The organism is Rhizorhabdus sp. P4_G5, assembly GCF_056401065.1.
The window spans coordinates 280,203-304,396 of sequence record NZ_JBFUKB010000003.1 but is presented as its reverse complement, the minus strand read 5'-3'; the positions used below and the strand labels follow the sequence as shown (position 1 = coordinate 304,396).

The following is a 24,194-nucleotide window of genomic DNA, read 5'->3' as shown; positions in this document are numbered from 1 at the left end:
GCACCGGCGCGGGTGGCTCATCGCACTGTCGCTCCATCGACTAGGCTCTTGTATATGGCATAGGCCTCGATCGGTTCCCATGAGCCGCAAGGCCGGCGCCACTTATCCCGCCAGTCGGGCCGCGGCGGCAATCATCCAGGCTAGCGCGCCTGATCCTCTACCCGCACATGCAGCGCCCGCCGGTCGAGGATCGTCACCGCCCGACCTCCCGGCAGGGCGATGATCCCGGCGCGCTTGAGGCCCGTCATCTGCCGACTGACCGTCTCGATCGTCAGGCCCAGCACTGCCGCCATCTCGCCGCGCGCCAGCGGCAGATCGAAGGTCAGCGGCCCGCCCGGCGCAGCGCGGCAGCCGGTGGCCTTCGCGCGGTCGGCCATGTCGAGCAGGAAGCCTGCCACCTTGGCCGCCGCCGAACCGCGCGTAAGGCTCACCATCCGCGCACGCGCATCGCCGAGCGCCGCGAGCACGCGTTCGAGCAGCAGCCGCTCCATCCGCCGATGATCACCAAGCACCTGTTCGAATGGCGCGCGGGGGAAAACGCATAGCTCGGCGTCGGTCAGCGCCGTGACGCTGAAGTCGACCTGCTCGGCGAACGGGCGCCCGACAAAATCCGCCGGATACAACAGGCCGACGATATGTTCGTCACCGCCGGCGGTGGTAGCGCCGAGCTTCAGCACGCCCGACAGCAGATTTGCGCAGACGATATTCTCATCACCAGCCCAGGCGATCGTTTCATCGCGCGCGATTCGATGGCGGCGGCCGATGCGGTTGAGCGAGGCGAGTTCGGCGTCGGTCAGGCTGCCGCACAGCGCCTGATCGCGCACCGCGCAGTCGGCACAGATATCGATCTGCATCATCACCGGACCATAGCCGCAACCGGGCCGAAATCGAACCCGATTTGACCGGGATCAATGGCTCCGCCGCCAGACCGGGGCAAGGCGTGGTTCAGGCATAGGAGGAACGACATGCTAGGATTTATCGGCGACCATTATTTCGTCATCCCCATCGCAGCGGGAATTTTCTTCACGGCAATCATCAGCTTCGTGAGCATCGAGGATGCGCTGCGGCGGCACTGATCGCGCAACGGCACCGATCGCGATGCCCGCTGCCCGCCTACCCCGGTTTCGCGGCGGCGGCGGAGGAGGCGGTCGGCGAATATAACGGCAAGTTCTGACCGGAAAACCTAACCCCCATAGCCCTTCAACTCATCCCCCGTCAGCCGCACGACATGGATCACATTCGTCGATCCCGGCGTCCCGAACGGCACGCCAGCCACCACGACGATCCGGTCGCCGGCCTTCGCCAGCTTGTGGCGCAGCGCCATGCGGCGGGCCTTGCCGACCATTTCCTCGAAGCTGTCGACATCGCGGGTGCGGACGGCATGGCTGCCCCAGAGGATGCCGGCCCGGCGCGCTGTCGCGAGCTTCGGGGTGAGCACCATCAGCGGCACCGAAGGGCGTTCGCGGGCGATGCGGCGGGCAGTGGAGCCCGACAGGGTGAAGCAGACGATCAGGCTGGCCGACACGGTGTCGGCGATCCGCGCCGCGGCCTCGGCCAGGGCATCGGCCGTGGTCGCGTCGGGATGGGTTTCGGTGAAGTGGAGCCGCGCGGCATAGCCGGGGTCGCTTTCCACCGACATCGCGATCGCGTTCATCATCGCCACCGCTTCCTCGGGCCATAGCCCGCTGGCCGATTCGGCCGAGAGCATCACCGCGTCGGCGCCGTCATAGATGGCGGTGGCGACGTCGGACACTTCGGCGCGGGTCGGGCTGGGCGACTGGATCATCGATTCGAGCATCTGGGTGGCGACCACCACCGGCCGGCCCATGCGCCGCGCGGTCTCGACGATGCGCTTCTGCATCGGCGGCACCCGCTCGGGCGGCAGCTCGACGCCGAGATCGCCGCGCGCCACCATCACCGCGTCGGCCAGCTCCAATATCTCCTCGAGCCGGTCGACCGCCGCCGGCTTCTCGATCTTGGCGAGCAGCGCCGCCTTGCCGCCGATCAGGCTGCGCGCCTCCGCGACATCCTCGGGTCGCTGGACGAAGCTGAGCGCGATCCAGTCGGCGCCATGTTCGCAGGCGAAGGTCAGGTCGCGCCGGTCCTTTTCGGTCAGCGCCGCCATCGGCACGATGACGTCGGGCACGTTGAGCCCCTTGCTGTTCGACAGCGTACCGCCGACCTCGACCAGCGTCTCGATATGGTCGGTGCGGACGGTGCGCACGCGCAGCACCAGCTTGCCGTCGTCGAGCAGCAGCCGCGCGCCCGGTTCGAGCGCTTCGAAGATCTCGCGGTGCGGCAGTTCGACCCGGCCGGCGTCGCCGAGCGCCGGATCCCGGTCGAGCACGAAACTCTTGCCGGTGGCGAGCTGGACGCTGCCGTCGGCGAACTTGCCGACGCGGAGCTTGGGCCCCTGCAGATCGAACAGGATCGTCGTCGCCCGGCCGAGTTCCTTCTCCATCGCGCGGATCGCCTGGATGACCGGCAGCTTATCCTCATGGGTGCCATGGCTCATATTGATGCGGAAGGCATCGGCACCGGCGCGAAACAGCTTGGCGATCATCGCGGGCGAGGCGCTGGCCGGGCCGAGCGTGGCGAGGACGCGCACCTTGCGCAGGCGGGGGGTAATCTGGCTGTCCACTAGGCGTATCTGCTCCGGGCCGAAGGAGGCGCCCCAGATAAAAGCAATGGTAGAGATCGCAAGCCTTTCCGCCATCGTTCCGTCATGGTTCGTCGCATCGGAGGCGGTTCGAATGATTCCCCGTTGAGCGGTCCGGCGGCACTCTCTACAGCCAGCGCCTTCACGAATCTCACGGGGTATCCGAATCATGGCCGAAGCCGACACGACCCAAGACAACGGCAGCATTGCGGCGCAGGAGCTGCGTCTGTTCGTCGAACGCGTCGAGCGGCTCGAGGAAGAGAAGAAGGGCATCGCCGACGACATCAAGGAAGTCATGTCCGAGATGAAGGGCCGCGGCTACGACACCAAGATCGTCCGCAAGATCCTCGCCATCCGCAAGAAGAAGAAGGGCGAGCATGAGGAAGAGGCGATGATCCTCGAAACCTACATGGCGGCATTAGGTATGATTTAAGGGGATTTTTGTTGAGCCTCAGGCGCCGGCGGTCACATCCGTGACCTTGGCTATCCTCGCTATCGCTCGGGCGCGCTGCACGCGCACGGCTCGCTCGGCGAGCCGATCTCCGGCTGCAGACTGCCCCCGGCAGTCCGCTGGCCGCCTACGATCTCTTCGAACCCCTCGAAGGCGGAGGATGAGCCCGGCGTCGGGACATGCTAATGTCCCGCAAGGCCGAACGGCCGCCCGAGCTTATTGCGAGGAAGCCAAGCCGACGGATGTCGGCGCCCGGCGTTTGAGGGGCTAAACAAAGATGTCGACTTTCCAGCTAGACAGCGCCACCAGCCGCGCCAATCCGACGCCCGCGCCGATGAAGCGGCTGACCGTGCCGGCGATCCGCAAGGCCAAGGGCGGCGAGCCGATCGTGGTGCTGACCGCCTATACGATCCGGATGGCGCAGATCCTCGATCCGCATTGCGACATGCTGCTGGTCGGGGACAGTCTGGGGCAGGTGCTGTACGGCCTGCCGTCGAGCGTTCCGGTCAGCCTCGACATGATGATCGCCCATGGCGCGGCGGTGGTGCGCGGCAGCTATCACAGCCTGGTGGTGATCGACATGCCGTTCGGCGCCTATGAGGAAAGCCCGGCGCAGGCGTTCCGCTCGGCCGCGCGGATACTGAAGGAGACCGGGGCGGCGGCCGTAAAGCTCGAAGGCGGCGAGGCCATGGCCGAAACCGTCGCCTTCCTGGCGGCGCGCGGCGTGCCGGTGGTCGGCCATGTCGGGCTGACCCCGCAGGCGGTGAACGCGCTTGGCGGCTATGGCGCGCGCGGCCGCAGCGAGGAAGAACGCGCCAAGCTGGTGCGCGATGCCAGGGCCATCGCCGATGCGGGCGCCTTCGCCCTGGTCGTCGAAGGCGTGGTCGAGCCGATCGCGGTGGAAATCACCCGGGCCATCGACATCCCGACGATCGGGATCGGCGGATCGGCCGAATGCGACGGCCAGGTGCTGGTTATCGACGACATGCTCGGCATGTTCGACCGGGTGCCGCGCTTCGTGAAGAAATATGAGCAGCTCGCCGAAAAGATCGATGCCGCGGTCGCGCAATATGCCGGAGAGGTCCGCGCGCGCAGCTTTCCGACGATCGAACAGACCTACCAGCCCAAGGCGTAACCCTTTGCCGCACGGCGGCGGCGCGGCCGCGTTCATCCACCATATCTATTGACTATGGCACCGCGCGCTTACGCCAGCTAAGAGGGCGGCGATCCTTGTTCTGGAGATGATGCTTGGCCTCGACGCCGCCCACCGAAGAAGCCTTTCTGCGTGAAGTCGACGATGAGCTGCGCCGCGAGCAGATCCAGACGATGTGGAAGCGTTATGGCACGCTCGCGCTGGTCGCGGTCGGCCTGCTGCTCGCCGGCTTCGCCGGCTTCCTGTTCTGGCGCGCCGAGATCGCCCGCAAGGCCGAGGAGCAGGGCGAGCGGATGAGCGCGGCGATCGCCGACATCCAGGCTGGCCGCAAGACCGCCGCCGGCCAGAAGGTCGAGACGCTGATCGCGGAAGGCGGGCCCGGCTATCGCATCACCGCGCTGTTCACCAAGGCGGCGCTGGCCGCCGACAAGGGCGACGCGAAGGCCGCCGCCGCCATCTATGCTGGCATCGCCGCCGACGAGGATGCCGCCCAGCCCTATCGCGATCTCGCCCTGATCCGCCAGACGCTGATCGAATATGACGGCCTGAAGCCGCAGCAGGTAATCGACCGGCTGAAGCCGCTCACGATCGAGGATAACGGCTTCTTCGGCACCGCGGGCGAACTCACCGCCATCGCGATGATCCAGCTGAATCGCCCAGCCGAGGCCGGACGCCTGCTCGCCGCTGTTGCCCGTGATGCCCGGACCCCGGCGACGCTGCGCGCCCGCGCGGGACGCCTCGCCACCAGCCTCGGTGTCGATGTCGACGCCAAACCGGCTGCGGCGGCCAATATTGCTGACAAGGACTGATTGCATGAACCGGAAGTTTTTCGCCCTGGCGGCGGCGCTGGCGCTGACGACCACGCTGGGCGGCTGCGGCATTTTCGGCGGCGGCGAAGGCAAGAAGCCGAAGACGCCGGTGCTGGGACAGCGCATCGCCGTGCTGACCGCCGAGACCGGCGCCGAGATCGACCCCACCCTCGAGGGCGTGCCGGTCGTGCCGCCCGCCGAGCAGGTCAATCCGGAATGGACCCAGCCGGGCGGCAATGCAGCCAAGTCGATGGGCCACCTCGCGCTCGGCCAGAATCTCGCCGTCGCCTGGGATCGCAAGATCCCGGGATCGAGCAAGCAGGCGCGGCTCGGCGCCGGCCCTGTGGTCGGCGGCGGCAAGGTCTATGTGCTCGACGTCGACGCCGTGATCCATGCTTTCGACCTGAAGACCGGCGCGCCCGCGTGGACCAGGGCGGTCACCGACAAGGAGGGCAACAAGCCGTCGCTGTTCGGCGGCGGGGTCAGCTATGACAATGGCAAGGTCTATGCGACCAACGGCGTGGGCGACGCCGCGGCGTTCGACGCGGGTACCGGCAACCAGCTGTGGAGCGTGCGCCCGGGCGGCCCGCTGCGCGGCGCGCCGTCGATCGGCAACGACACCGTCTATGTGATGAGCCAGGACAACCAGCTGTTCGCCCTCAAGGAAGCCAATGGCGAGACCATCTGGACCGCGAGCGGCAGTCTCGAAAACGCCGCGGTGTTCGGCGCGGCGGCCCCCGCGATCGGCCAGGGCACCGTCGTCGCCGGCTTCTCCTCGGGCGAGCTGACCGCCTATCGCTACGAAAATGGCCGCGCCGTGTGGCAGGACTCGCTGTCGCGCACCAGCATCACCACCTCGGTCGCCAGCCTCGTCGACATCGACGCCTCGCCGGTGGTCGAGCAGGGCCGCGTCTATGCCGTCGGCCAGGGTGGCCGCATGGTGTCGATGGACATCCTGACCGGGCAGCGGCTGTGGGAACTCAACATCGCCGGCCTCAAGACGCCCTGGGTGGCGGGCGAATGGCTGTTCGTGGTGACCGACGACTCCAAGCTGCTGTGCATCGCGCGCAACAGCGGCAAGGTCCGCTGGCTGACCCAGCTGGCTCGCTACAAAGACGCCAAGAAGCGCAACAAGCCGATCGGCTGGTCCGGTCCGGTGCTTGCCGGCGGACGCCTGATCCTGACGAGCACGCAGGGCGATATCATCAACGTCGCCGTCGCCGATGGCACGATCGGCACCAGCACGCGGCTGGGCACGCCGATCTACCAGCCGCCGGTGGTGGCGGACAGCACGATGCTGGTGCTGACCGACAGCGGCAGGCTGGTCGCGTACAGGTAGCCGCTGCGCGGCGCCCTCAAACGCCGGGCGCAGCACATCCGTGCTGCTTGGCTTCCTCGCTAGCGCTCGGACGCGCTGCACGCGCTTGCCTCTTCGATCCACTGTGACTTTGTGCCGGTCGAGGCGTAGTCGAGAAGCTGCCGAACGGCCGCCGCGCCTTATTGGCGCGAAGCCAAGGCAGGCGGATGCCTGCCGCCCGGCGTCTGAGGGCGCCCCCGAATCTTCGGGGGCTAACAAAAACCATCCGGGCGCTGTAAGGCGCCCGCATGAAACGCTTACCCACCGTCGCGATCGTCGGCCGCCCGAATGTCGGCAAGTCGACGCTGTTCAACCGCCTTGTCGGCAAGAAGCTCGCCCTGGTCGACGATCTGCCCGGCGTGACGCGTGACCGGCGCGAGGGCGATGCGACGCTGATCGGGCTCGATTTCAGGATCATCGATACCGCCGGCTATGAGACCGACGATGCCGAGACCCTGCCGGGGCGGATGCGCGCGCAGACGCTGGCCGCAGTGCGCGGCGCCGACGTCGCGCTGTTCATGATCGATGCGCGCGCGGGCGTGGTGCCTCTCGAGGAGGAGATCGCCCGCTGGCTGCGCAGCGAGGATACGCCGGTGGTCGTCGTCGCCAACAAGGCCGAGGGCAAGGCCGGCGAAAGCGGCGTCATCGAGGCGTTCGGACTGGGCTTTGCCGAACCGATCCCGCTCAGCGCCGAGCATGGCGAAGGCATGGCCGATCTGTTCGAGGCGCTGCTCCCCTATATCGACCGCCCCGACGGCGAAGACGAGGAGGAGGAAGGCGAGGACGAGGAGAACGGCCCGCTGAAGCTCGCCATCGTCGGCCGCCCCAATGCCGGCAAATCGACCCTGATCAACAAGATCCTAGGCGAGGAGCGGATGATCACCGGTCCCGAGGCCGGCATCACTCGCGACTCGATCGCGATCGACTGGGACTGGACCGCTCCGGACGGGACCGTCCGCCCGATTCGGCTGATCGACACCGCGGGCATGCGCAAGCGCGCCAAGGTGCAGGACAAGCTCGAAAAATTATCGGTGGCCGACGGCCTCCACGCGGTCGATTTCGCCGAGGTCGTGGTGCTGCTGCTCGATGCGACGCTCGGGCTCGAGGCGCAGGACCTGCGCATCGCCGACAAGGTCCTGCAGGAGGGGCGCGCCCTGATCATCGCGCTCAACAAATGGGACGTTGCCGCCGATCCGCCCTCGTTGTTCCAGGGGGTGCGCACCGCGCTGGACGAGGGGCTGGCGCAGGTCAAGGGCCTGCCCCTGCTGACCGTCTCGGGGATCACCGGGCGCGGCATCGATCAGCTGCTCCAGGTCGCCTATGAAAGCCGCGACGCCTGGTCGAAGCGCATATCGACGGGCCAACTCAACCGCTGGTTCGAAAAGGCGATCGAGGCCAATCCACCGCCGGCGCCCGGCGGCAAGCGGATCAAGCTGCGCTACCTGACCCAGGCCAAGACCCGGCCGCCGGGCTTCATCCTGTTCGGCACCCGCGTCGACCAGCTGCCCGAAAGCTATCGCCGCTACCTGGTCAACGGCATCAGGCGCGATCTCGGCTTCGGTGCCGTGCCGGTACGGCTGACCTTGCGCGCGCCGAAGAATCCGTTCGACTGATGGCGCCGCGGCGGCTGGACGCGCGGGGAATGCGCTGCCCGTGGCCGGTGCTGCGCCTCGCCAGGGCGATGCGCGAGCCTGGCGGGCCGATATTGATCCTCGCCGACGATCCGATCGCGCCGGGCGAAATCGCCGCGCTGGCGGCGGCCAAGGGCTGGATGGTCGCCACGGCCGACGAGCCATCCGCCTGGCTGGTCGAGGCGCCAATGCCACAGCCAACGCCGTAACGACTCGCAAAAATCCGTAATAATACAAGGTTCTCGCGGTAACCTGTCGTTTACGTCCCTGCGCTATGGTCATCCTTCGCAGCTGATGGTGGCGAGCAGGGAACAGCTATGGGTCAGATGGGCAACGGCGTAGTGAATTGGACGACTTTCGCCCAGACACGTGCGTTGATCGGCAATGAGTTCGCCACGATACTCGGCTATTATCGCGATGACGCCGCCAAGTGCGTGGTCGCGGTCGAGCAGGCCTATAAACTACGCGATGCGATCTCGATGGTGCGCCCCGCGCATACGCTGAAGGGCGATTCGCTCCAGTTCGGCGGCGAGGCGCTCGGCAAGCTTGCCGAACATATCGAGCACAGCGCACGCCGCTGCGTCGAAGATCATAGCGCGCCCGATTCGCTCGATACCGAAATCCTGCGATTGCGGCCGATGCTGATCGAGACGCTTGCCTGCTTCGAGCGCGAACTCAAGAACAACATGGTGCCGATGCGCCGGCCTGCGGTCGCGGCAGGATTTGGCCGCAAGCAGGCGTAATTCGCGCCTTTCCAGCCCCTACTCTCCCGCCGGGCTCGACTGCAGCTGGACGTAATTCTGCATCCCCATCCGCGCGATCATCTCGAACTGGGTCTCGAGGAAGTCGACATGCTCCTCTTCCCCGTCGAGAATCGACTGGAGCAGGTCGCGGCTGACATAGTCGCGGACCTGTTCGCAATAGGCGATGCCTTCGCGCAGCTGCGGAATCGCCTCATTCTCCAGCGCCAGGTCGGCCTTGAGCAGTTCCTCAACCGTTTCGCCGATCCGCAGCCGCCCGAGCATCTGGAAGTTGGGCAGGCCATCGAGGAACAATATCCGCTCGGCGAGCCGGTCGGCATGCTTCATCTCGTCGATCGACTCTTCATATTCGGCCTTGGCGAGCTTCGCGATGCCCCAATGGCCAAGCATGCGATAATGCAGGAAATATTGATTGATCGCGGTCAGCTCATTCTTGAGCGTCTCGTTGAGGATCTCGATGACCTTTGCATCGCCCTTCATGTTCGCCTCCGCATCTGGTTCGCTCCCGACGATAGGAGCATGCGCAGACAATTACACGATTTTCTGTACCGATCAGGCGGCGACGGCCTCTTCCTCGATGATGGTGCGCGCGAAGGGCAGGCACTGTCCACAGCGCGGGCGGCGGCCAAGCGTTTCATAGGCGGACCGCGGGCAGCTGGCGCCCCTGCGGACCGCGGCGCGCACGTCCGATTCCTTGATGGCATTGCAGACACAGACGACCATGTTCAGCACCTCTCGTGATTCGGTATGTAGCGCTATTGCGACTGACTTGCAATAGTATTTAGCGGCGCGACTTGCATCCTGGACGCCCGGATGCTCTAGGCGCGCCGATGACCGCCACGCCGCTCGATCGTCCGGCCAGGATCGCCGCCGCTTTCGGCCGAGCCCATCGCTATGAGGAGGACGCTGCCGTGCAGCGCGCGGCGGCCGTGGCGCTGGGGCGGCGAATCGCCGCAGCAACACTGCCGCCACGGCCGCGCATCCTGGAACTGGGCTGCGGCACCGGCTTCCTGACCCGCGCGGTCGCCGAGGCGATCGGGCCCGCGCGGTGGACCGTCACCGACGTCGCCCCCGCCATGGTCGAGCGCGCGCGCGCGGCACTGGATCTCGACGCCGACTTCCGGGTGGCGGACGGCGAGGCGGTCGATCCGGCGCTCGGCGCCTTCGATCTGATCGCCTCCAACCTCGCCTTCCAATGGTTTCATGATCTACCCGGCGCGATAAAGCGGCTTGCGGAGCGACTGGGCGACGGCGGGCTGCTGGCCTTCACGACGATGGCTGCGGACAGCTTCCCGGAATGGACCGCAGCGCTCGCCGCCGAGGGCCTGGCATCCGGCACTCCCGACTATCCCGACGAGCGCGCCCTGCACACGCTGGTCCCGCCGCTCCTGTCAGGCGACATCGAGATCGTCGACATGCCCGAAGCGCAACACGATGCCCGTAGCTTCCTCCGTGGGCTCAAGGCGATCGGCGCGGGCACCCCCGCCCCCGGTTATCGCCCGCTGTCGCCGGCCGCGCTGCGCCGGGCGATGGCGCGGTTCGACGCCGGCCCGCGCATCATAACCTATCGGATCGGCTTCTGCCTGCTGCGCCGGGTCAGCGGCCGATCGTGACACTGACCTCGCCGGCCGTCATGCCTGACAGCGCCAGCACATAGCGTCCGGGGACCAGTTCATAGTCGAGTATCTTGGCGATGCCCGATCCGGGTGCTCCCGGCCGGTCGCCGACCGGCTCCAGCGCCTTGCCGTCGCGGACCATATCGACCCAGCCGGGCGCGCCGAGCGCGACATGGTAGCGACCGCCCTCGTCGACATCGACCGACAGGATCGCGCCATGATTGGCGGGGGCATGCGGCAAGGGCAGCGCGACCGGATAGGCGAGCTGGCCCTGCGGGCTCAACCTTATGCTGGCGGTGTCGCCCGGCTCGATCGGCACTTCGGCATGGGCCGAGGCGGCGAGCAGCAGCGCGCAGATGAATATTGTCGCCCTGCCCCGCATGATATCCTCCATCCTCGCTCCAGCGGCGCCGGATTCGTCCGGTCCTCTTTGCGTCAGTCGGCGCCGGGATTCCATCCCTGACCGTCAGGCAGACACCGCCGTCGCCGCTGCCGCTCGCATCTCCCGCGCCAGCTCCGCGACCAGTTGGGCCGCCGGCAACGCCCGGGCGAGCGGCGCGGCCTGCCCCGCCCATTGCGCGCCATAGCCGAACTCGCCCTTCGTCCTGGCGGCGGCATGAAGCGCCTTTCCGGCGTCATAGGCGATCGGATAATCCGGGATCGCCGCGGGATCGACGGCCAGCGCGGTGATGCGGTTGGCGATCGAGCGCGCCGGACGGCCCGATATGGTGGAGGTCATCTCGGTCCGTTCGCTCGCCGCCAGCGCCGCGCGATAGCCGTCCTCGGCGGAGGATTCGGGGCAGGCGATGAAGGCGGTGCCGAGCTGCGCCGCCTGGGCGCCGAGCGCCAGCGCAGCGGCGATGCCGGCGCCATCCATGATCCCGCCCGACGCAATCACCGGCCGGTCGAGCGTGCGGACCAGCAGCCGGGTGAGCGCGATCGTGCCGAGGCGCTCGTCGGGTGCGGCGGGATCGAACAGGCCGCGGTGGCCGCCCGCCTCATAGCCCTGCGCCACCACCGCATCGATCCCGGCGGCAGCGAGCGTGCGGCCTTCCGCGAGGCTGGTGGCGCTGGCGATCAGGAAGATGCCGGCGTCGCGCAGCGCCTTCAGCCTTTCAGCATCGGGCAGCCCGAAGTGGAAGCTGACGATCGCCGGCCGGGCCTCCAGCAGCATCGCCAGCATCGCATCGTCCTCGACGAAGCTGCGGTATATCTCGGTCAGCCGGGCCGGCGGCTCGGCGTCATAGCGGGCGAAGAGCGGGCGCAGCGTCTCGATCCACGCCGCTTCCTTGCCGGGGTCGGCGCGGGCGGGGCGATGGCAGAACAGGTTGACGTTGAACGGCCGGTTGGTGCTGCCGCGCACCGCCTCGATCATCGCCCGCGCGCCGGCGGCGTCGGTGGCGCCGACACCGATCGAACCAAGCCCGCCGGCATTGGAGACCGCGGCAGCCATAGCCGGCGTGGAGACGCCCGCCATCGGCGCCTGGATGATCGGCAGGTTCAGACCGAGGCGGGCAGCGAGCGGCGTCATGCTCGAAAATATGCCGCTCGCACCGCAGCGAGTCGAGCGGCGATGCCGAGGCTTTGCTAACCGCTGTTCCGCAGCGCCGTCGCGATCGCGTTGATCGACAGCTGGATGCCTTCGCGCACGCGGGGGTCGTCCTCGCCGGCGCGGTGGCGTTTGAGCAGTTCGATCTGGAGGAGGTTGAGCGGCTCGATATAGGGCAGGCGCAGCCGGATCGACTGGTCAAGCGAGGGGTTCTTCTGCAGCAGCCGGGTCTGGCGCGTTATCGATAGCAGGCAGTCCTGGGTCATCTGCCAGCCGTCACGGATCCGGCCGAAGATCGCCTTGCCCATCGCATGGTCCTCAACCAGCGCGACATAGCGTTCGGCCAGGTCCATGTCCGACTTGGCGAGCACCATCTCCAGATTCGCGAGGGTCGACTGGAAGAACGGCCACGCCTCGAGCATTTCGCGCAGCAGACCGATATCCCTGTGCGCCTTCAGGGCATGCCCCACGCCGTACCAGCCGGGCAGCATCACCCGCGCCTGCGCCCAGCTGAACACCCAGGGTATGGCGCGCAGATCCTCGATCCGGTCGCTCTTGGTGCGGCTGGCGGGACGCGAGCCGATCTTGAGGTCTGCGATCTCCGCGATCGGGGTCATTTGTCGGAAGAAGGTGCGAAAACCTTCGGTCTCATAGACCAGCCCGCGATAAGCCTTGAAGGCTTCACCCGAAATCTCGTCCATCGCAGCGAAGAAGCGGGTGGCGTCAGCCGGCTTTAGCGCGGCTTCCTCCAGGCTGGCCAGCAAGGTCGCCGAGGCCATCGCCTCAAGATTGGCCGCGGCGCTTTCGCGCGTGCCATATTTGGCGGCGATCACCTCGCCCTGTTCGGTGATGCGGATGCGGCCCTGCACCGTGCCGTGCGGCTGCGCCAGGATCGCGGCGAAGCTCGATCCGCCACCACGCCCGACCGCGCCGCCGCGGCCGTGGAACAGCTGGATCGCGGTGCCGGCCTTGGCGAATACCGGCTTCAGCGCACTCGACGCCTCGTGCAGGCTCCACACCGAAGTCAGATAGCCGCCGTCCTTGTTCGAATCCGAATAGCCGACCATCACCTCCTGATGCCCGCGCGCCGCGGTCAACGCGGCGACCTCGGGCAGGTCGAACCACTTCGTCATCACCTCCGGCGCGCGCTGGAGATCGCCGATCGTCTCGAACAGCGGCACCGCCATGATCGCGGCGGTCGGCGGATCGCCGGGAACGTACAGCCCGGCTTCCTTGAGCAGGACATTGACCTCCAGCATGTCGGAGACGCTCTCGGCCTTCGAGATCAGATAGGTGGTGATCGCCTGCGGGCCATAGAGCTTGTGCGCCTCCGCCGCCGCCGCGACGATCTCCAGCTCCGACAGCGTCTCCTCGCTATAGGCGCCGAACGGCGTGCGCAGCAGCCGCTTGGAGGCGAGTTCGCTCCGCATCAGCGCGACCCGCGCCTCCTCATCGAGCGCCATATAGTCGGCCTCGACGCCGGCCACGTTCAGCAGGTCGGCGATCACGCGTTCGTGGACATCGGCATTCTGGCGCATGTCGAGCGTCGCGAGGTGGAAGCCGAAGGTTTCCACCGCACGGATCAGCCGGCCGAGCGCACCGCCGCCCGACAGCGATCCCGCGCCGGTGCGGTTCAACGCATGGGCGATCTCGATCAGGTCGGCGCAGAGCTCCGCCGGCGTGGCATAGGGGCCCTCCTCGGCGCTGGTCGCCGGCAAGCGCGCGGGCAGCCGCCCGGTGAGTTGCTGATAGGTCTTCGACAGCCGCGAGTAGATGCCGGTGATGGCGCGGCGATAAGGCTCGTCGCTGCGCGTCGAGCTCTTGTCGCCGCTGGCCTCGGCGAGTTTTTCGACCTCCCAGGTGACCTCCGCGAGCTCGGTCGAGATCGACAGCTCGGCGCCGAGTTCGTGCAGCTGGCGCAGATAATAGCCGATCACCGTCTCGGCCGCCCGCGATAGGGCGAGGCGCAGCGAGTCCGCGTTGACGAACGGATTGCCGTCGCGATCACCACCGATCCAGCTGCCGGGCCGCAGGAAGCTGGCCGGCCGATGGCCGAGCGCGCGCTGCCAACGCGAATAGAGCGCCGGCAGGGTCGGCAGGAAGATGTCGCGCAGATAGGCGAGCGCGGTCTCGACCTCGTCGGCGACGTAGAGCTTCTCGCGCCGTAGCGGACGGGTCTGCCAGAGCAGCGCGATCTGGCGATAGATCGCCTGGTCGATCAGGTCGCCATCGGCGGTTTCGACCCGACCGATATCCTTGAGCATCATCAGCTCGGCTATCTTGTTGCGATGATCGATCATGCTCTTGCGCCGCACCTCGGTCGGGTGGGCGGTGAGCACCGGCGCGATCAGCGCGGTCTCCAGCATCTCGACGACGCTCGACCGCGAAATACCCTGCCGCTCGAGCCGGTCGAGCGCCGCGGCCACGTCGGCGCCCGGCTCGGCAGCGACGCCCTGGCGGTCCTCGGCCAGGTTGGCGAGCATCGAGAACAGCATGAAACCGCGGACGAACGCGAGCGTATCGTCGAGGCTGAGCGCATCCAGCCCGGAATCGATATCGTCAGCATGGACGATCCCGCGCGCGCGATCGACCGAGGCCGAACGGATATATTCGATCCGCCGAAAAATCTGTTCGCCGCCATAGGCCTTTATGACATCGCCGAGCAGGCGGCCAAGGAAGCGGATATCGGGATTTTGCGTGATGGGCGGCGTGCTGGACATGACCCGAATGCTGCGCCGCAATAAATCAGGCGTCAATGCCATAGTTGGCGTGTTCAGCCGAACAATTCGCCGAGGAAATAGCGCATCGAATGCCAGCTGCGGCGGTCGGCAATCGGGCTGTACATGCCCTCGCGCGCCGGATTGGTGAAGGCGTGGACGGTCTGACCATAGGCATGGACCTGCCAGTCGACGCCGGCCTCGGTCAGCTCCTTCGCCAGACCCAGCACCGTCTCGGGCGGATCGAGCGGGTCGTTCCAGCCGTGGAGCACCAATATCCTCGCCTTGATGGCGCCATTCGCGAAAGGCGGCGGATCATACAGACCATGGAAGCTCACGATGCCGGCGACGTCGGCGCCGCTGCGCGCGAGATCGAGCACGCACTTGCCGCCGAAGCAGAAGCCGATCGCAGCGACGCGGCTCGGATCGCCTTGCGCCCCGACCGCTCGCGCTGCCTGCAGCGCGGCCTGCAACCGGCCCCTGAGCAGCGCCCGATCGGCGTTGAGCGCGTCCATCGCGACGCGCGCCTGATCCGCGTCCGCCGGCCAATGGCCGACGCCATAGAGATCGATCGCCACGGCGACATAGCCGAGCTCCGCCAAGCTGCGTGCCTTGGCTTCCTCGAAGCCGGTTCGGCCCATGAAGGTGCCGGCGACCAGCACGATCGGGCGCCGCACGGGGCTCGCATCATCCCATGCCGCATAGGCTTCGAAGGCGACGCCGCCATGATCGTAGCGGATGGATTTTTCGGCAATCGGCATATCTTGGAGCTCCTCGAGGGACGGCAGATTTGCGTCACCGATATGGCATTGCAAGGGTGACATGCCGGCAGCCGGCCATTAAGAGGCGCGTTTCGCCGCGAAGATAGGGGAATTGATGCCGACGCTCGTCCTGATCCGCCACGGTCAATCGGCCTGGAATCTCGAAAACCGCTTCACCGGATGGTGGGATGTCGACCTGACCGACAAGGGCGTCGCCGAAGCCGCCGCCGCGGGCGAGCTGCTCGCGGCCAAGGGCCTCGATTTCGACATGTGCTATACGAGCTTGCAGACCCGCGCGATCAAGACGCTGAACCTCGCGCTCGAGGCCATGGGCCGGCTCTGGCTGCCGGTCGAGAAGGACTGGCGGCTCAACGAGCGTCATTATGGCGGGCTGACCGGCCTGAACAAGGCCGAGACCGCAGCACGGCATGGTGACGACCAGGTCAAGATCTGGCGGCGCAGCTTCGATACGCCGCCGCCGGTGCTGGAATCCGGCAGCGAGTTCGACCTCGGCAAGGACCGCCGCTATGCCGACATCGCGATCCCTTCGACCGAAAGCCTCAAGGACACGATCGCGCGGGTCATCCCCTATTGGGAGGCCCGGATCGCGCCGGATCTGAAGGCCGGCAAGCGGGTGGTGATCTCCGCGCACGGCAATTCGCTGCGGGCGTTGGTCAAGCATCTGTCGCATATCCCCGACGACGAGATCACCGAGCTCGAGATACCGACCGGCCAGCCGATCGTGTACGAGTTGGCCGACGATCTCAGCGCCCTGGATCGCTATTATCTGTCGGAGCGCTGATATAGCCAAGGGAGCGTCTTCCCGCCGGGGGCCGGGGTCTCGGGAGGCAAGGGCTCGCCATATCCTCACGAGATTCCGGCCTGTGCCGGAATGACGGAAAATACGGCACGAAAGCCAAAGCAGGGATTGGGGGTTCACATGGCCGAAGCACCACTGATCGGTATCATCATGGGCAGCCGCTCCGACTGGGAGACGATGAGCCATGCCGCCGCCACGCTCGAAGCGCTCGGCGTGCCGCATGAAACCAAGGTGGTGTCGGCGCATCGCACGCCCGACCGGCTCTACGACTATGCCAGGTCGGCCGTCGGGCGCGGGCTGCAGGCGATCATCGCCGGCGCGGGTGGCGCGGCGCACCTGCCCGGCATGGCTGCGGCGATGACGCGGCTGCCGGTGCTCGGCGTCCCGGTCGAATCCAAGGCGCTCAAGGGCATGGACAGCCTGTTGTCGATCGTCCAGATGCCCGGCGGCATCCCGGTCGGCACGCTCGCGATCGGCAAGCCAGGCGCGATCAACGCCGCGCTGCTCGCGGCGGCGATGCTGGCCAACCATGATCCCGCGCTCGCCCAGCGGCTGGAGGCGTGGCGCGCGAAGCAGACGGCCGACGTCGCGATAGAGCCGTATGACTGACGCCATGGCGACGATCCCCCCTGGCAAGACGATCGGCATCATCGGCGGCGGCCAGCTCGGCCGGATGCTGAGCATGGCCGCGGCCAATCTCGGCTATCGCAGTGCGATCTACGCGCCCGAGCCGAGCGGGCCGGCGGCCGACGTGTCGTCGCGCTGGGTGCAGGGCGGCTATGACGACATGGACGCGCTGCTCGCCTTCGCCGCGACCGTCGATGTGATCACCTATGAGTTCGAAAATATCCCGGTCGGCCCGCTCGACGGCCTGCGGGTACCGCTCGCACCGCATCCCCGCGCGCTGGCGACGGCGCAGGACCGCGCGACCGAGAAGGCTTTCGTCCAGGCGCTCGGTGGCAGGCCGGCACCCTGGGCGGTGGTTTCCAGCCGCGAGGATCTCGATGCCGCGCTCGCCCAGATCGGCGCTCCGGCGATCCTGAAGACCCGCCGCTTCGGCTATGACGGCAAGGGCCAGGCGCGGCTCAAGACCGCCGCCGACGCGGACGAGGCCTGGGCCTCGATCGGCTGGCAGCCGGCGGTGCTCGAAGGCTTCGTCGCGTTCGAACGTGAATTCTCGCTGCTCGTGGTGCGCGGCGCCGATGGTGCGATCGCGACCTGGGATCCGGTGCTCAACGTCCATGAGGACGGCATCCTCGCCCTGTCGGCCGTGCCGGCGCCGATCGCGCCGGCGACGGTCGAGGCGGCGCGCGCGCTGGCCGAGAAGATCGTGGCGGAACTCGACTATGTCGGGGTGCTCGCGATCGAATATTTCGACACAGCCGCCGGCCCAGTGTTCAACGAAATGGCGCCGCGTGTCCATAACAGCGGCCATTGGACCATCGAGGGCGCAGTCACCTCGCAGTTCGAGAACCACATCCGCGCGATCTGCGGCCTGCCGCTCGGCGCCACGACGCGCGCCGCCGTCCGGGTGGAGATGCGCAACCTGCTCGGCGACCAGGCCGGCGACTGGGACATCATCCTCTCCGACCCCGCGGCCCACCTCCACCTCTACGGCAAGGGCCAGCCACGGCCGGGCCGCAAGATGGGCCATGTGACGAAGCTGTTCTTCGACTGAGGGCGCTCGTCAGCCCCGCCGCACGCCTGACATCTCGGCCCGGCCGAACGCGCCCATGATGATCGTGCCGGTGAGGCGGTCGCCGTCGATCACGGCTTTTCCAACCAGCGTCATCGGCATCGGCTTGCGCGTCGGCATTTTCCAGACGAGCTTGTCGCCCTCGATCCGGCCGTCGACCACCGGCAGCTCGCCGATGTCGGCGACATTGCTGCCGGTGAAGCTGTTGCCGTCGCGGACGATGGTGAAGACCGAGGCCTGTTCGCCGAACGGCGCCTTGGTGATGCAGTCCCAGATTTCAGCTGTCATTTTCCGGCTATGGCCTTTTCGACCGGGATACCCAAGCCCTTAAGCTGCGGCTCGACCTTGGCGGCATCGCCGACCACTACCCAGATCAGCTCGTCCGGCCGGATCGCGGCGCGCGCGGCCTGGTCGAGCTGCGCCGCGGTGAGGGCGCGGTAGCGGGCCGGCAGCTTGGTGTAATAATCGTCGGGACGGCCGAGCGTATCCATCGTCACCAGCGCGCCGAGCAGGTCGCTCGACGTTTCGAACGAGCCGGGCAGCGAGCGGATCTGGTTGTTGATGGTGCGCTCGCGCTCCTCCTCGTTGACGCCCTTGTCGCTCAGGAACGCCTTCATGTCGGCCAGCGCCGCCGCGATCGACGGGCCGGTCTGGTCGGTCTGGACCGGCGCGATCACGTAGAAGGGCATCGTCTCGCGCAGCATCTGCGCCTGGGTGAAGGCGCCGTAAGCCCAGCCCTTGGTTTCGCGCAGGTCCATGTTGAGCCGCGACAGGAAGCTGCCGCCGATCACGTCGTTGGCGGTGACCAGCGCGAGCGGATCGTCGGTGCCCTTGGTCGGCAGCAGCTCGCCCGCCATGATATAGCTCTGCGGGCTTTGCGGCCGGTCGATCAGTACGATCCGCGACGGGCGCGCCATCCTGTCCATCTTGAAGAGCTTGGCGCCCTTGGGTGCGGCGGGCTTGGCCCAGCGGCCGAAGCGTGCCTCGAGCAGCGGTTTGAGTTCGGCCAGCGTGGTGTCGCCGGTCACGAAGATCTTGGCATTGTCGGGCCGCAGCCAGCCATCGTGGAAGGCGAGCAGGTCGGCGCGGGTGACGGCCTTGACGCCCGCCTCGGTGCCGCTGCCCGACAGCGGCACGCCATAGGGGTGGGCGGCGCCGAACAGCAGCGGTGGCAGCGTCCGCCGCGCCACGCCGCGCGGCTGGGCATTCTCGGCGGCGATGCCGGCGAGGATCTGACCGCGCAGCCGCTCGATCTCGGCCGGCGCGAAGGTCGGCCGCTGGACGATGTCGGCCAGCAGGTCGAGCGACGGCGCGAGATTGGCCTTGAGCGCGAACATCGACACGCTGGTGCGGTCCATCGACGCGCTCGAGCTGATCTGCGCGCCGAGCCGTTCCTGCGCCTCGGCGATGCCGATCGAGTCGAGCTTGCCGGCGCCCTCGTCGAGCAGCGCCAGCATCAGCCCCTGGGTGCCGAGCTTGTCCTTGCGATCGGCGGCGTTGCCAGCGTCGAACACCATCGACAGGCGCACCGTCGGCACCGTCGTGCGCTGCGCGAACACCACCTGGATGCCGTTCGACAGGGTGGTCCGCTCGATCGCCGGGAAGGTCAGGTCGTTGATCGCTTCGACGGGCGGCGGCGACGAGCGGTCGACCGCGGCCAGCGGCTGGTGCGTCATCGAGATCGCCGGCGCGGCGGCCCCGCCCTCATATTTCGGATCGCGAAAATAACGCGGGCTCATGCCGCCGGAATCGCCGATCGCGCTGCCGCCGGCGGCGGCCAGATCGGACGGGGTCCGCTCGCCGGGCTCGACCACCAGCCGATAGGCCGGCCGTCCCAGCCATTTCTGCACGGCCGCCTGCACGCTCGCCGGGGTGACGGCCGCCGTGGCCAGCAGGTCCTTCTTGTACTTCTCGGGATCGTCCGAATAGACCTCGCCCTCGGCCAGCGTCACCGCCTTGCCGTTGAAGCCGCCGACCGTCTCGAGCCCGGCGATCTCGCCCGCCGCCTGCTTGGTCGCGGCGCGGGTCACCTCGTCGGCGCTCGGCCCGGTCCTGATGAAATCGGCGATCAGGTCGTCGAGCTGCTTCGCCACCAGCTTCGGGTCGGTGCCGGGCTTCACGTCGGCGGTGACCTCGACCATCGAGATCTTCTCGAACGGCTGGACGCCGGCGGCGACCGACACCGCGGTCTTCGCCTTGCGCACCAGCGCATTGTCGAGCCGCGACGAGGCCAGGCCGCCCAAGATGTCCATGCCGATGTCGAGCGGGATCAGGTCGGGATCGTTGACGCCCGGCACCACCCAGTTGCGATAGATGCGCGTGGTCGCGACGCGATCCTTCATGACCTGATCGACCGGCGCCTTGAGCGTCGGCACCGCGACCTCGGGCCTAGCCGTCTCGGGCCCGCGCGGGATGTCGCCGAACCACTTGGCCACCTTGGCCTTCGCCGTCGCGGCATCGATGTCGCCGGCCAGCACCAGCACGGCGTTGTTGGGGCCATAATGGGCGCGGAACCAGTTCTTGACGTCCTCCAGGCTGGCCGCGTCGAGGTCGGCCATCGAGCCGATCGTCGAGTGATGATAGGGATGACCCGCCGGAAACAGCGCGGCGAGCTGGGCATATTCGACCAGGCCATAGGGTTCGTTGTCGCCCTGGCGCTTCTCGTTCTGGACGACGCCGCGCTGGTTATCGAGCTTCGCCTTGTCGATCGCGCCGAGCAGGTGGCCCATGCGATCGGATTCGAGGAACAGCGTCATGTCGAGCGCGCCGGTCGGCACCGTCTCGAAATAATTGGTGCGGTCGAACCAGGTGGTGCCGTTGAGGTCGGTCGCGCCGATCGATTCGAGCGGCTTGAAGAAATCGTCGTTGGCGTTCTCCGACCCGTTGAACATCAGATGTTCGAACAGATGCGCGAAGCCGGTCTTGCCCTGGGGCTCGTCCTTCGAGCCGATATGATACCATATCGACACCGCGACGACCGGCGCCTTGCGGTCGGTATGGACGATCACGCGCAGGCCGTTAGGAAGGGTGAAGCTGTCATAGGGAATGTCGACCGCCTTCACCAGCGTCGCCACCGAAGCAGGAGCGGCGGCGATGACGGGGGCGGTGAGGCTGGTCGCCAGCATCAGTGCGGTGAACGAACGGAACAGGGGACGACGCATCGGGGGAAGCTTTCCGCAAGGGGAGGATGGGAGTCAGTCTAGCCGCTGGGGCGCAAGGTGCAATATCCGGCTAATACGCTCTCGATTCGATCAACCCATACCCTTGTGTTGCACAAAAGCCACACCATATCGGCGACGGTAGGAAACAGGGATCAGGCATGAACCTCGAAAAATTCACCGACCGCGCCAAGGGATTTCTCCAGTCGGCGCAGACCGTCGCGATCCGGATGAGCCATCAGCGGATCGCCCCCGAACATCTTCTGAAGGCGCTGCTCGAGGACGAGCAGGGCATGGCGAGCGGGCTGATCAAGGCCGCTGGCGGCGATGCCGGCGTCGCCCTGCGCGCCACCGATGCCGCGCTCGCCAAAATCCCCGCCGTCTCCGGCGGCGGCGCGCAGCAGACGCCGGGAATCGACAACGACCTCGCCCGCCTGCTCGACCAGGCGGAGCAGATCGCGCAGAAATCGGGCGACAGCTATGTCACGGTCGAGCGGATGCTGCTCGCGCTGACCTTGGCCACGACAACGCCGGCCGGCAAGGCGCTGGCCGAGGCGGGGGTGCGCGGCGAGGCGCTCAACGCCGCGATCAACGAGCTGCGCGGCGGCCGCTCCGCCGACACCGCCAGCGCGGAGGATCGCTATGACGCGCTCAAGAAATTCGCCCGCGACCTCACCGCGGCGGCGCGCGAGGGCAAGCTCGATCCGGTGATCGGCCGCGACGAGGAGATCCGCCGCACCATCCAGGTGCTGGCGCGGCGCACCAAGAACAATCCGGTGCTGATCGGCGAGCCCGGCGTCGGCAAGACCGCGATCGCCGAGGGGCTGGCGCTGCGCATCGCCAATGGCGACGTGCCCGACGGCCTCAAGGACCGCAAGGTGATGGCGCTCGACATGGGCAGCCTGATCGCCGGCGCCAAATATCGCGGCGAGTTCGAGGAGCGGCTGAAAGGCGTGCTCGACGAGGTGAAGGGCGCCGAGGGCCAGATCATCCTGTTCATCGACGAGATGCACACGCTGATCGGCGCGGGCAAGTCCGAGGGCGCGATGGACGCCGGCAACCTGCTCAAGCCCGCCCTCGCGCGCGGCGAGCTGCACTGCATCGGCGCCACCACGCTCGACGAATATCGCAAATATGTCGAGAAGGACGCCGCGCTGCAGCGGCGCTTCCAGCCGGTGTTCGTCGGCGAACCGACCGTCGAGGACACGATCTCGATCCTGCGCGGCCTTAAGGAGAAATATGAGCTGCACCATGGCGTGCGGATCACGGACGGCGCGATCGTCGCGGCGGCGACGCTCAGCCACCGCTATATCAGCGACCGCTTCCTGCCCGACAAGGCGATCGACCTGATGGACGAAGCCGCCTCGCGGCTGCGCATGGAGGTCGAGTCGAAGCCCGAGGAAATCGAGAATCTCGACCGGCGGATCATCCAGCTCAAGATCGAGCGCGAGGCCCTGAAGCGCGAGACCGATGCCGCGTCGAAGGACCGGCTCGACGCGCTCGAGGCCGACCTCGTCGAGCTCGAGGAACAGTCGGCCGAGCTGACGACGCGCTGGCAGGGCGAGAAGGACAAGATCAACGCCGAGGCCAAGCTCAAGGAACAGCTCGATGCCGCGCGGATGGAGCTCGACCAGGCGCAGCGGCGCGGCGACCTCACCCGTGCGGGCGAGCTCAGCTATGGCGTGATCCCCAAGCTCGAAAGGGAACTCGCCGAGGCGGAGGGCGCCACCGCGGGCGCGATGCTGCGCGAGGAGGTGACCGGCGAGGACATCGCCGGGGTGGTCAGCCGCTGGACCGGCATCCCGGTCGACAAGATGCTCGAGGGCGAGCGCGAGAAGCTGCTGGCGATGGAGGCCGAGCTCGGCAAGCGCGTGATCGGCCAGAAGGATGCGGTCGAGGCGGTGGCCCGCGCGGTGCGCCGCTCGCGCGCCGGCCTGCAGGATCCGAACCGGCCGCTCGGCAGCTTCCTGTTCCTCGGGCCGACCGGCGTCGGCAAGACCGAGCTGACCAAGGCGCTCGCCGGCTTCCTGTTCGACGACTCGTCGGCGATGGTCCGCATCGACATGTCGGAGTTCATGGAGAAGCACAGCGTCGCCCGGCTGATCGGCGCCCCTCCCGGCTATGTCGGCTATGAGGAGGGCGGCGTGCTGACCGAGGCGGTGCGGCGGCGGCCCTATCAGGTGGTGCTGTTCGACGAGGTCGAGAAGGCGCATGGCGACGTGTTCAACGTGCTGCTGCAGGTGCTCGACGACGGCCGGCTGACCGACGGCCAGGGTCGCACCGTCGACTTCTCCAACACGCTGATCATCCTGACCTCGAACCTCGGCAGCCAATATCTGTCCAACCTGCCCGACGGGCAGGATGTCGACAGCGTCGAGGACCAGGTGATGGACGTGGTGCGCGCCCATTTCCGGCCGGAGTTCCTCAACCGGCTCGACGAGATCATCCTGTTCCACCGGCTCGCCGCCGAGCATATGGGACCGATCGTCGACATCCAGGTCGGCCGGGTCGGGCAGCTGCTCAAGGATCGCAAGATCCGGCTCGAACTGACCGACGGCGCCCGCACCTGGCTGGGCCGGGTCGGCTATGATCCGGTCTATGGGGCGAGACCCTTGAAGAGGGCCGTGCAGCGCTACCTGCAAGACCCGCTCGCCGACGCGATCCTGCGCGGCGACGTGCCCGACGGCTCGACGCTGCGGATCGACGAGGGCGACGGCAAGCTGGAGCTGAGCGCGAGCTGAGGAATCAGACCTAGCTTAAACCTCTCCGTTCGTGTCGAGCGAAGTCGAGACACCCGTCCGAGCCTGAGCGAGGAGCCTTCGCTTCGCTCAGGCGGGTCCCTCGACTTCGCTCGGGACGAACGGGAAGAATCTAATAGCCCAAATCCGGTTTCGGCCCCGACTGCATCGGGTCGCCGATCATATAGTGAACCGCCGCCAGTCCCAGGATCATGAAGATCGCGACGATGATCGCGGTCTTGACGATCTCCTTCTTCTTCTCCGGATCCATGTCGCTCCCGATCGCCCTGCCCCACCGGGACGTGAGGCCGCAGGATC

General features: G+C 67.4%; 23 protein-coding genes. 12 read left to right on the top strand and 11 right to left on the bottom strand.

The annotated features are described in order from the left end of the window. Nucleotides 1-140: 140 nt before the first annotated feature. Both AC1DQK_RS05765 and pyk read right to left on the bottom strand, forming a co-directional pair. Nucleotides 141-857, bottom strand: a complete 717-nt coding sequence (locus tag AC1DQK_RS05765; RefSeq protein WP_477868320.1) for a Crp/Fnr family transcriptional regulator — start codon at nucleotides 855-857, stop codon at nucleotides 141-143. Nucleotides 858-1,183: 326 nt separating this feature from the next. After that, nucleotides 1,184-2,641, bottom strand: a complete 1,458-nt coding sequence (pyk, locus tag AC1DQK_RS05760) for a pyruvate kinase (RefSeq protein ID WP_477869242.1) — start codon at nucleotides 2,639-2,641, stop codon at nucleotides 1,184-1,186. A 187-nt stretch (nucleotides 2,642-2,828) separates the two neighbouring features. Here pyk and AC1DQK_RS05755 point away from each other — a divergent pair, with 187 nt between their 5' ends. From AC1DQK_RS05755 to AC1DQK_RS05725, 7 genes are all read left to right on the top strand, one after another. Beyond that, nucleotides 2,829-3,092: a DUF2312 domain-containing protein gene (locus AC1DQK_RS05755; RefSeq protein WP_477868318.1), complete on the top strand. Its 264-nt coding sequence runs from the start codon at nucleotides 2,829-2,831 to the stop codon at nucleotides 3,090-3,092. Nucleotides 3,093-3,387: 295 nt separating this feature from the next. After that, the gene (gene panB, locus AC1DQK_RS05750; protein ID WP_477868316.1) at nucleotides 3,388-4,245 is read left to right on the top strand and encodes a 3-methyl-2-oxobutanoate hydroxymethyltransferase; all 858 of its coding nucleotides are present in this window, start codon (nucleotides 3,388-3,390) and stop codon (nucleotides 4,243-4,245) included. A gap of 113 nt (nucleotides 4,246-4,358) precedes the next feature. Beyond that, nucleotides 4,359-5,072, top strand: coding sequence for a tetratricopeptide repeat protein (locus AC1DQK_RS05745; RefSeq protein ID WP_477868314.1), 714 nt, complete (start codon nucleotides 4,359-4,361; stop codon nucleotides 5,070-5,072). A gap of 4 nt (nucleotides 5,073-5,076) precedes the next feature. Further along, nucleotides 5,077-6,411 carry a PQQ-like beta-propeller repeat protein gene (locus AC1DQK_RS05740; RefSeq protein WP_477868312.1) on the top strand — a complete coding sequence of 445 codons (1,335 nt, stop codon included), beginning with the start codon at nucleotides 5,077-5,079 and terminating at the stop codon, nucleotides 6,409-6,411. Nucleotides 6,412-6,677: 266 nt separating this feature from the next. Next, nucleotides 6,678-8,042: a ribosome biogenesis GTPase Der gene (gene der / locus AC1DQK_RS05735; protein WP_477868310.1), complete on the top strand. Its 1,365-nt coding sequence runs from the start codon at nucleotides 6,678-6,680 to the stop codon at nucleotides 8,040-8,042. Further along, complete coding sequence (locus AC1DQK_RS05730) at nucleotides 8,042-8,269, top strand: sulfurtransferase TusA family protein (RefSeq protein ID WP_477868308.1); 228 nt, start codon at nucleotides 8,042-8,044, stop codon at nucleotides 8,267-8,269. The genes der and AC1DQK_RS05730 overlap by 1 nt, the downstream gene beginning before the upstream one ends. A 108-nt stretch (nucleotides 8,270-8,377) precedes the next feature. Continuing rightward, a complete protein-coding gene (locus AC1DQK_RS05725) occupies nucleotides 8,378-8,803 on the top strand; it encodes an Hpt domain-containing protein (protein WP_477868306.1) in 426 nt (141 codons plus the stop codon). An 18-nt stretch (nucleotides 8,804-8,821) separates the two neighbouring features. Here the strand turns inward: AC1DQK_RS05725 and bfr are convergent, their stop codons facing one another. Then, nucleotides 8,822-9,301, bottom strand: a complete 480-nt coding sequence (gene bfr, locus AC1DQK_RS05720; protein WP_477868304.1) for a bacterioferritin — start codon at nucleotides 9,299-9,301, stop codon at nucleotides 8,822-8,824. A gap of 72 nt (nucleotides 9,302-9,373) precedes the next feature. After that, nucleotides 9,374-9,544, bottom strand: a complete 171-nt coding sequence (locus AC1DQK_RS05715) for a (2Fe-2S)-binding protein (RefSeq protein ID WP_477868302.1) — start codon at nucleotides 9,542-9,544, stop codon at nucleotides 9,374-9,376. Between the two features lie 107 nt (nucleotides 9,545-9,651). On the opposite strand from AC1DQK_RS05715, the gene AC1DQK_RS05710 reads away from it, so the two are divergent. Then, nucleotides 9,652-10,434, top strand: a complete 783-nt coding sequence (locus AC1DQK_RS05710) for a methyltransferase domain-containing protein (protein WP_477868300.1) — start codon at nucleotides 9,652-9,654, stop codon at nucleotides 10,432-10,434. On the opposite strand, the gene AC1DQK_RS05705 is transcribed toward AC1DQK_RS05710, so the two are convergent. From AC1DQK_RS05705 to AC1DQK_RS05690, 4 genes are all read right to left on the bottom strand, one after another. Then, complete coding sequence (locus tag AC1DQK_RS05705) at nucleotides 10,418-10,819, bottom strand: hypothetical protein (protein ID WP_477868298.1); 402 nt, start codon at nucleotides 10,817-10,819, stop codon at nucleotides 10,418-10,420. The two genes, AC1DQK_RS05710 and AC1DQK_RS05705, sit on opposite strands and share 17 nt — an antisense overlap. Before the next feature lie 84 nt (nucleotides 10,820-10,903). Beyond that, a complete protein-coding gene (locus tag AC1DQK_RS05700) occupies nucleotides 10,904-11,968 on the bottom strand; it encodes an NAD(P)H-dependent flavin oxidoreductase (RefSeq protein ID WP_477868296.1) in 1,065 nt (354 codons plus the stop codon). Between the two features lie 56 nt (nucleotides 11,969-12,024). Then, nucleotides 12,025-14,706: a phosphoenolpyruvate carboxylase gene (gene ppc / locus AC1DQK_RS05695; protein WP_477868294.1), complete on the bottom strand. Its 2,682-nt coding sequence runs from the start codon at nucleotides 14,704-14,706 to the stop codon at nucleotides 12,025-12,027. Nucleotides 14,707-14,759: 53 nt separating this feature from the next. Further along, nucleotides 14,760-15,464, bottom strand: coding sequence for a dienelactone hydrolase family protein (locus AC1DQK_RS05690; protein ID WP_477868292.1), 705 nt, complete (start codon nucleotides 15,462-15,464; stop codon nucleotides 14,760-14,762). 115 nt (nucleotides 15,465-15,579) lie between these two features. Here AC1DQK_RS05690 and gpmA point away from each other — a divergent pair, with 115 nt between their 5' ends. The 3 genes from gpmA to AC1DQK_RS05675 all read left to right on the top strand — a co-directional run bounded on the left by gpmA (nucleotide 15,580) and on the right by AC1DQK_RS05675 (nucleotide 17,962). Continuing rightward, complete coding sequence (gene gpmA, locus AC1DQK_RS05685; RefSeq protein ID WP_477868290.1) at nucleotides 15,580-16,266, top strand: 2,3-diphosphoglycerate-dependent phosphoglycerate mutase; 687 nt, start codon at nucleotides 15,580-15,582, stop codon at nucleotides 16,264-16,266. Between the two features lie 138 nt (nucleotides 16,267-16,404). Next, on the top strand, nucleotides 16,405-16,893 hold the full coding sequence (gene purE, locus AC1DQK_RS05680) for a 5-(carboxyamino)imidazole ribonucleotide mutase (protein ID WP_477868288.1): 489 nt from the start codon (nucleotides 16,405-16,407) through the stop codon (nucleotides 16,891-16,893). A gap of 4 nt (nucleotides 16,894-16,897) precedes the next feature. After that, a complete protein-coding gene (locus AC1DQK_RS05675; RefSeq protein ID WP_477868286.1) occupies nucleotides 16,898-17,962 on the top strand; it encodes a 5-(carboxyamino)imidazole ribonucleotide synthase in 1,065 nt (354 codons plus the stop codon). A gap of 9 nt (nucleotides 17,963-17,971) precedes the next feature. On the opposite strand, the gene AC1DQK_RS05670 is transcribed toward AC1DQK_RS05675, so the two are convergent. After that, nucleotides 17,972-18,268, bottom strand: coding sequence for a hypothetical protein (locus AC1DQK_RS05670; RefSeq protein ID WP_477868284.1), 297 nt, complete (start codon nucleotides 18,266-18,268; stop codon nucleotides 17,972-17,974). Further along, nucleotides 18,265-21,141, bottom strand: coding sequence for a M16 family metallopeptidase (locus tag AC1DQK_RS05665; RefSeq protein ID WP_477868282.1), 2,877 nt, complete (start codon nucleotides 21,139-21,141; stop codon nucleotides 18,265-18,267). The genes AC1DQK_RS05670 and AC1DQK_RS05665 overlap by 4 nt, the downstream gene beginning before the upstream one ends. Before the next feature lie 158 nt (nucleotides 21,142-21,299). Here AC1DQK_RS05665 and clpB point away from each other — a divergent pair, with 158 nt between their 5' ends. Then, nucleotides 21,300-23,879 carry an ATP-dependent chaperone ClpB gene (clpB, locus tag AC1DQK_RS05660; protein ID WP_477868280.1) on the top strand — a complete coding sequence of 860 codons (2,580 nt, stop codon included), beginning with the start codon at nucleotides 21,300-21,302 and terminating at the stop codon, nucleotides 23,877-23,879. A 130-nt stretch (nucleotides 23,880-24,009) separates the two neighbouring features. Here clpB and AC1DQK_RS05655 read toward each other — a convergent pair whose 3' ends face one another. Beyond that, complete coding sequence (locus AC1DQK_RS05655) at nucleotides 24,010-24,147, bottom strand: hypothetical protein (RefSeq protein ID WP_477868278.1); 138 nt, start codon at nucleotides 24,145-24,147, stop codon at nucleotides 24,010-24,012. Nucleotides 24,148-24,194 lie beyond the last annotated feature (47 nt).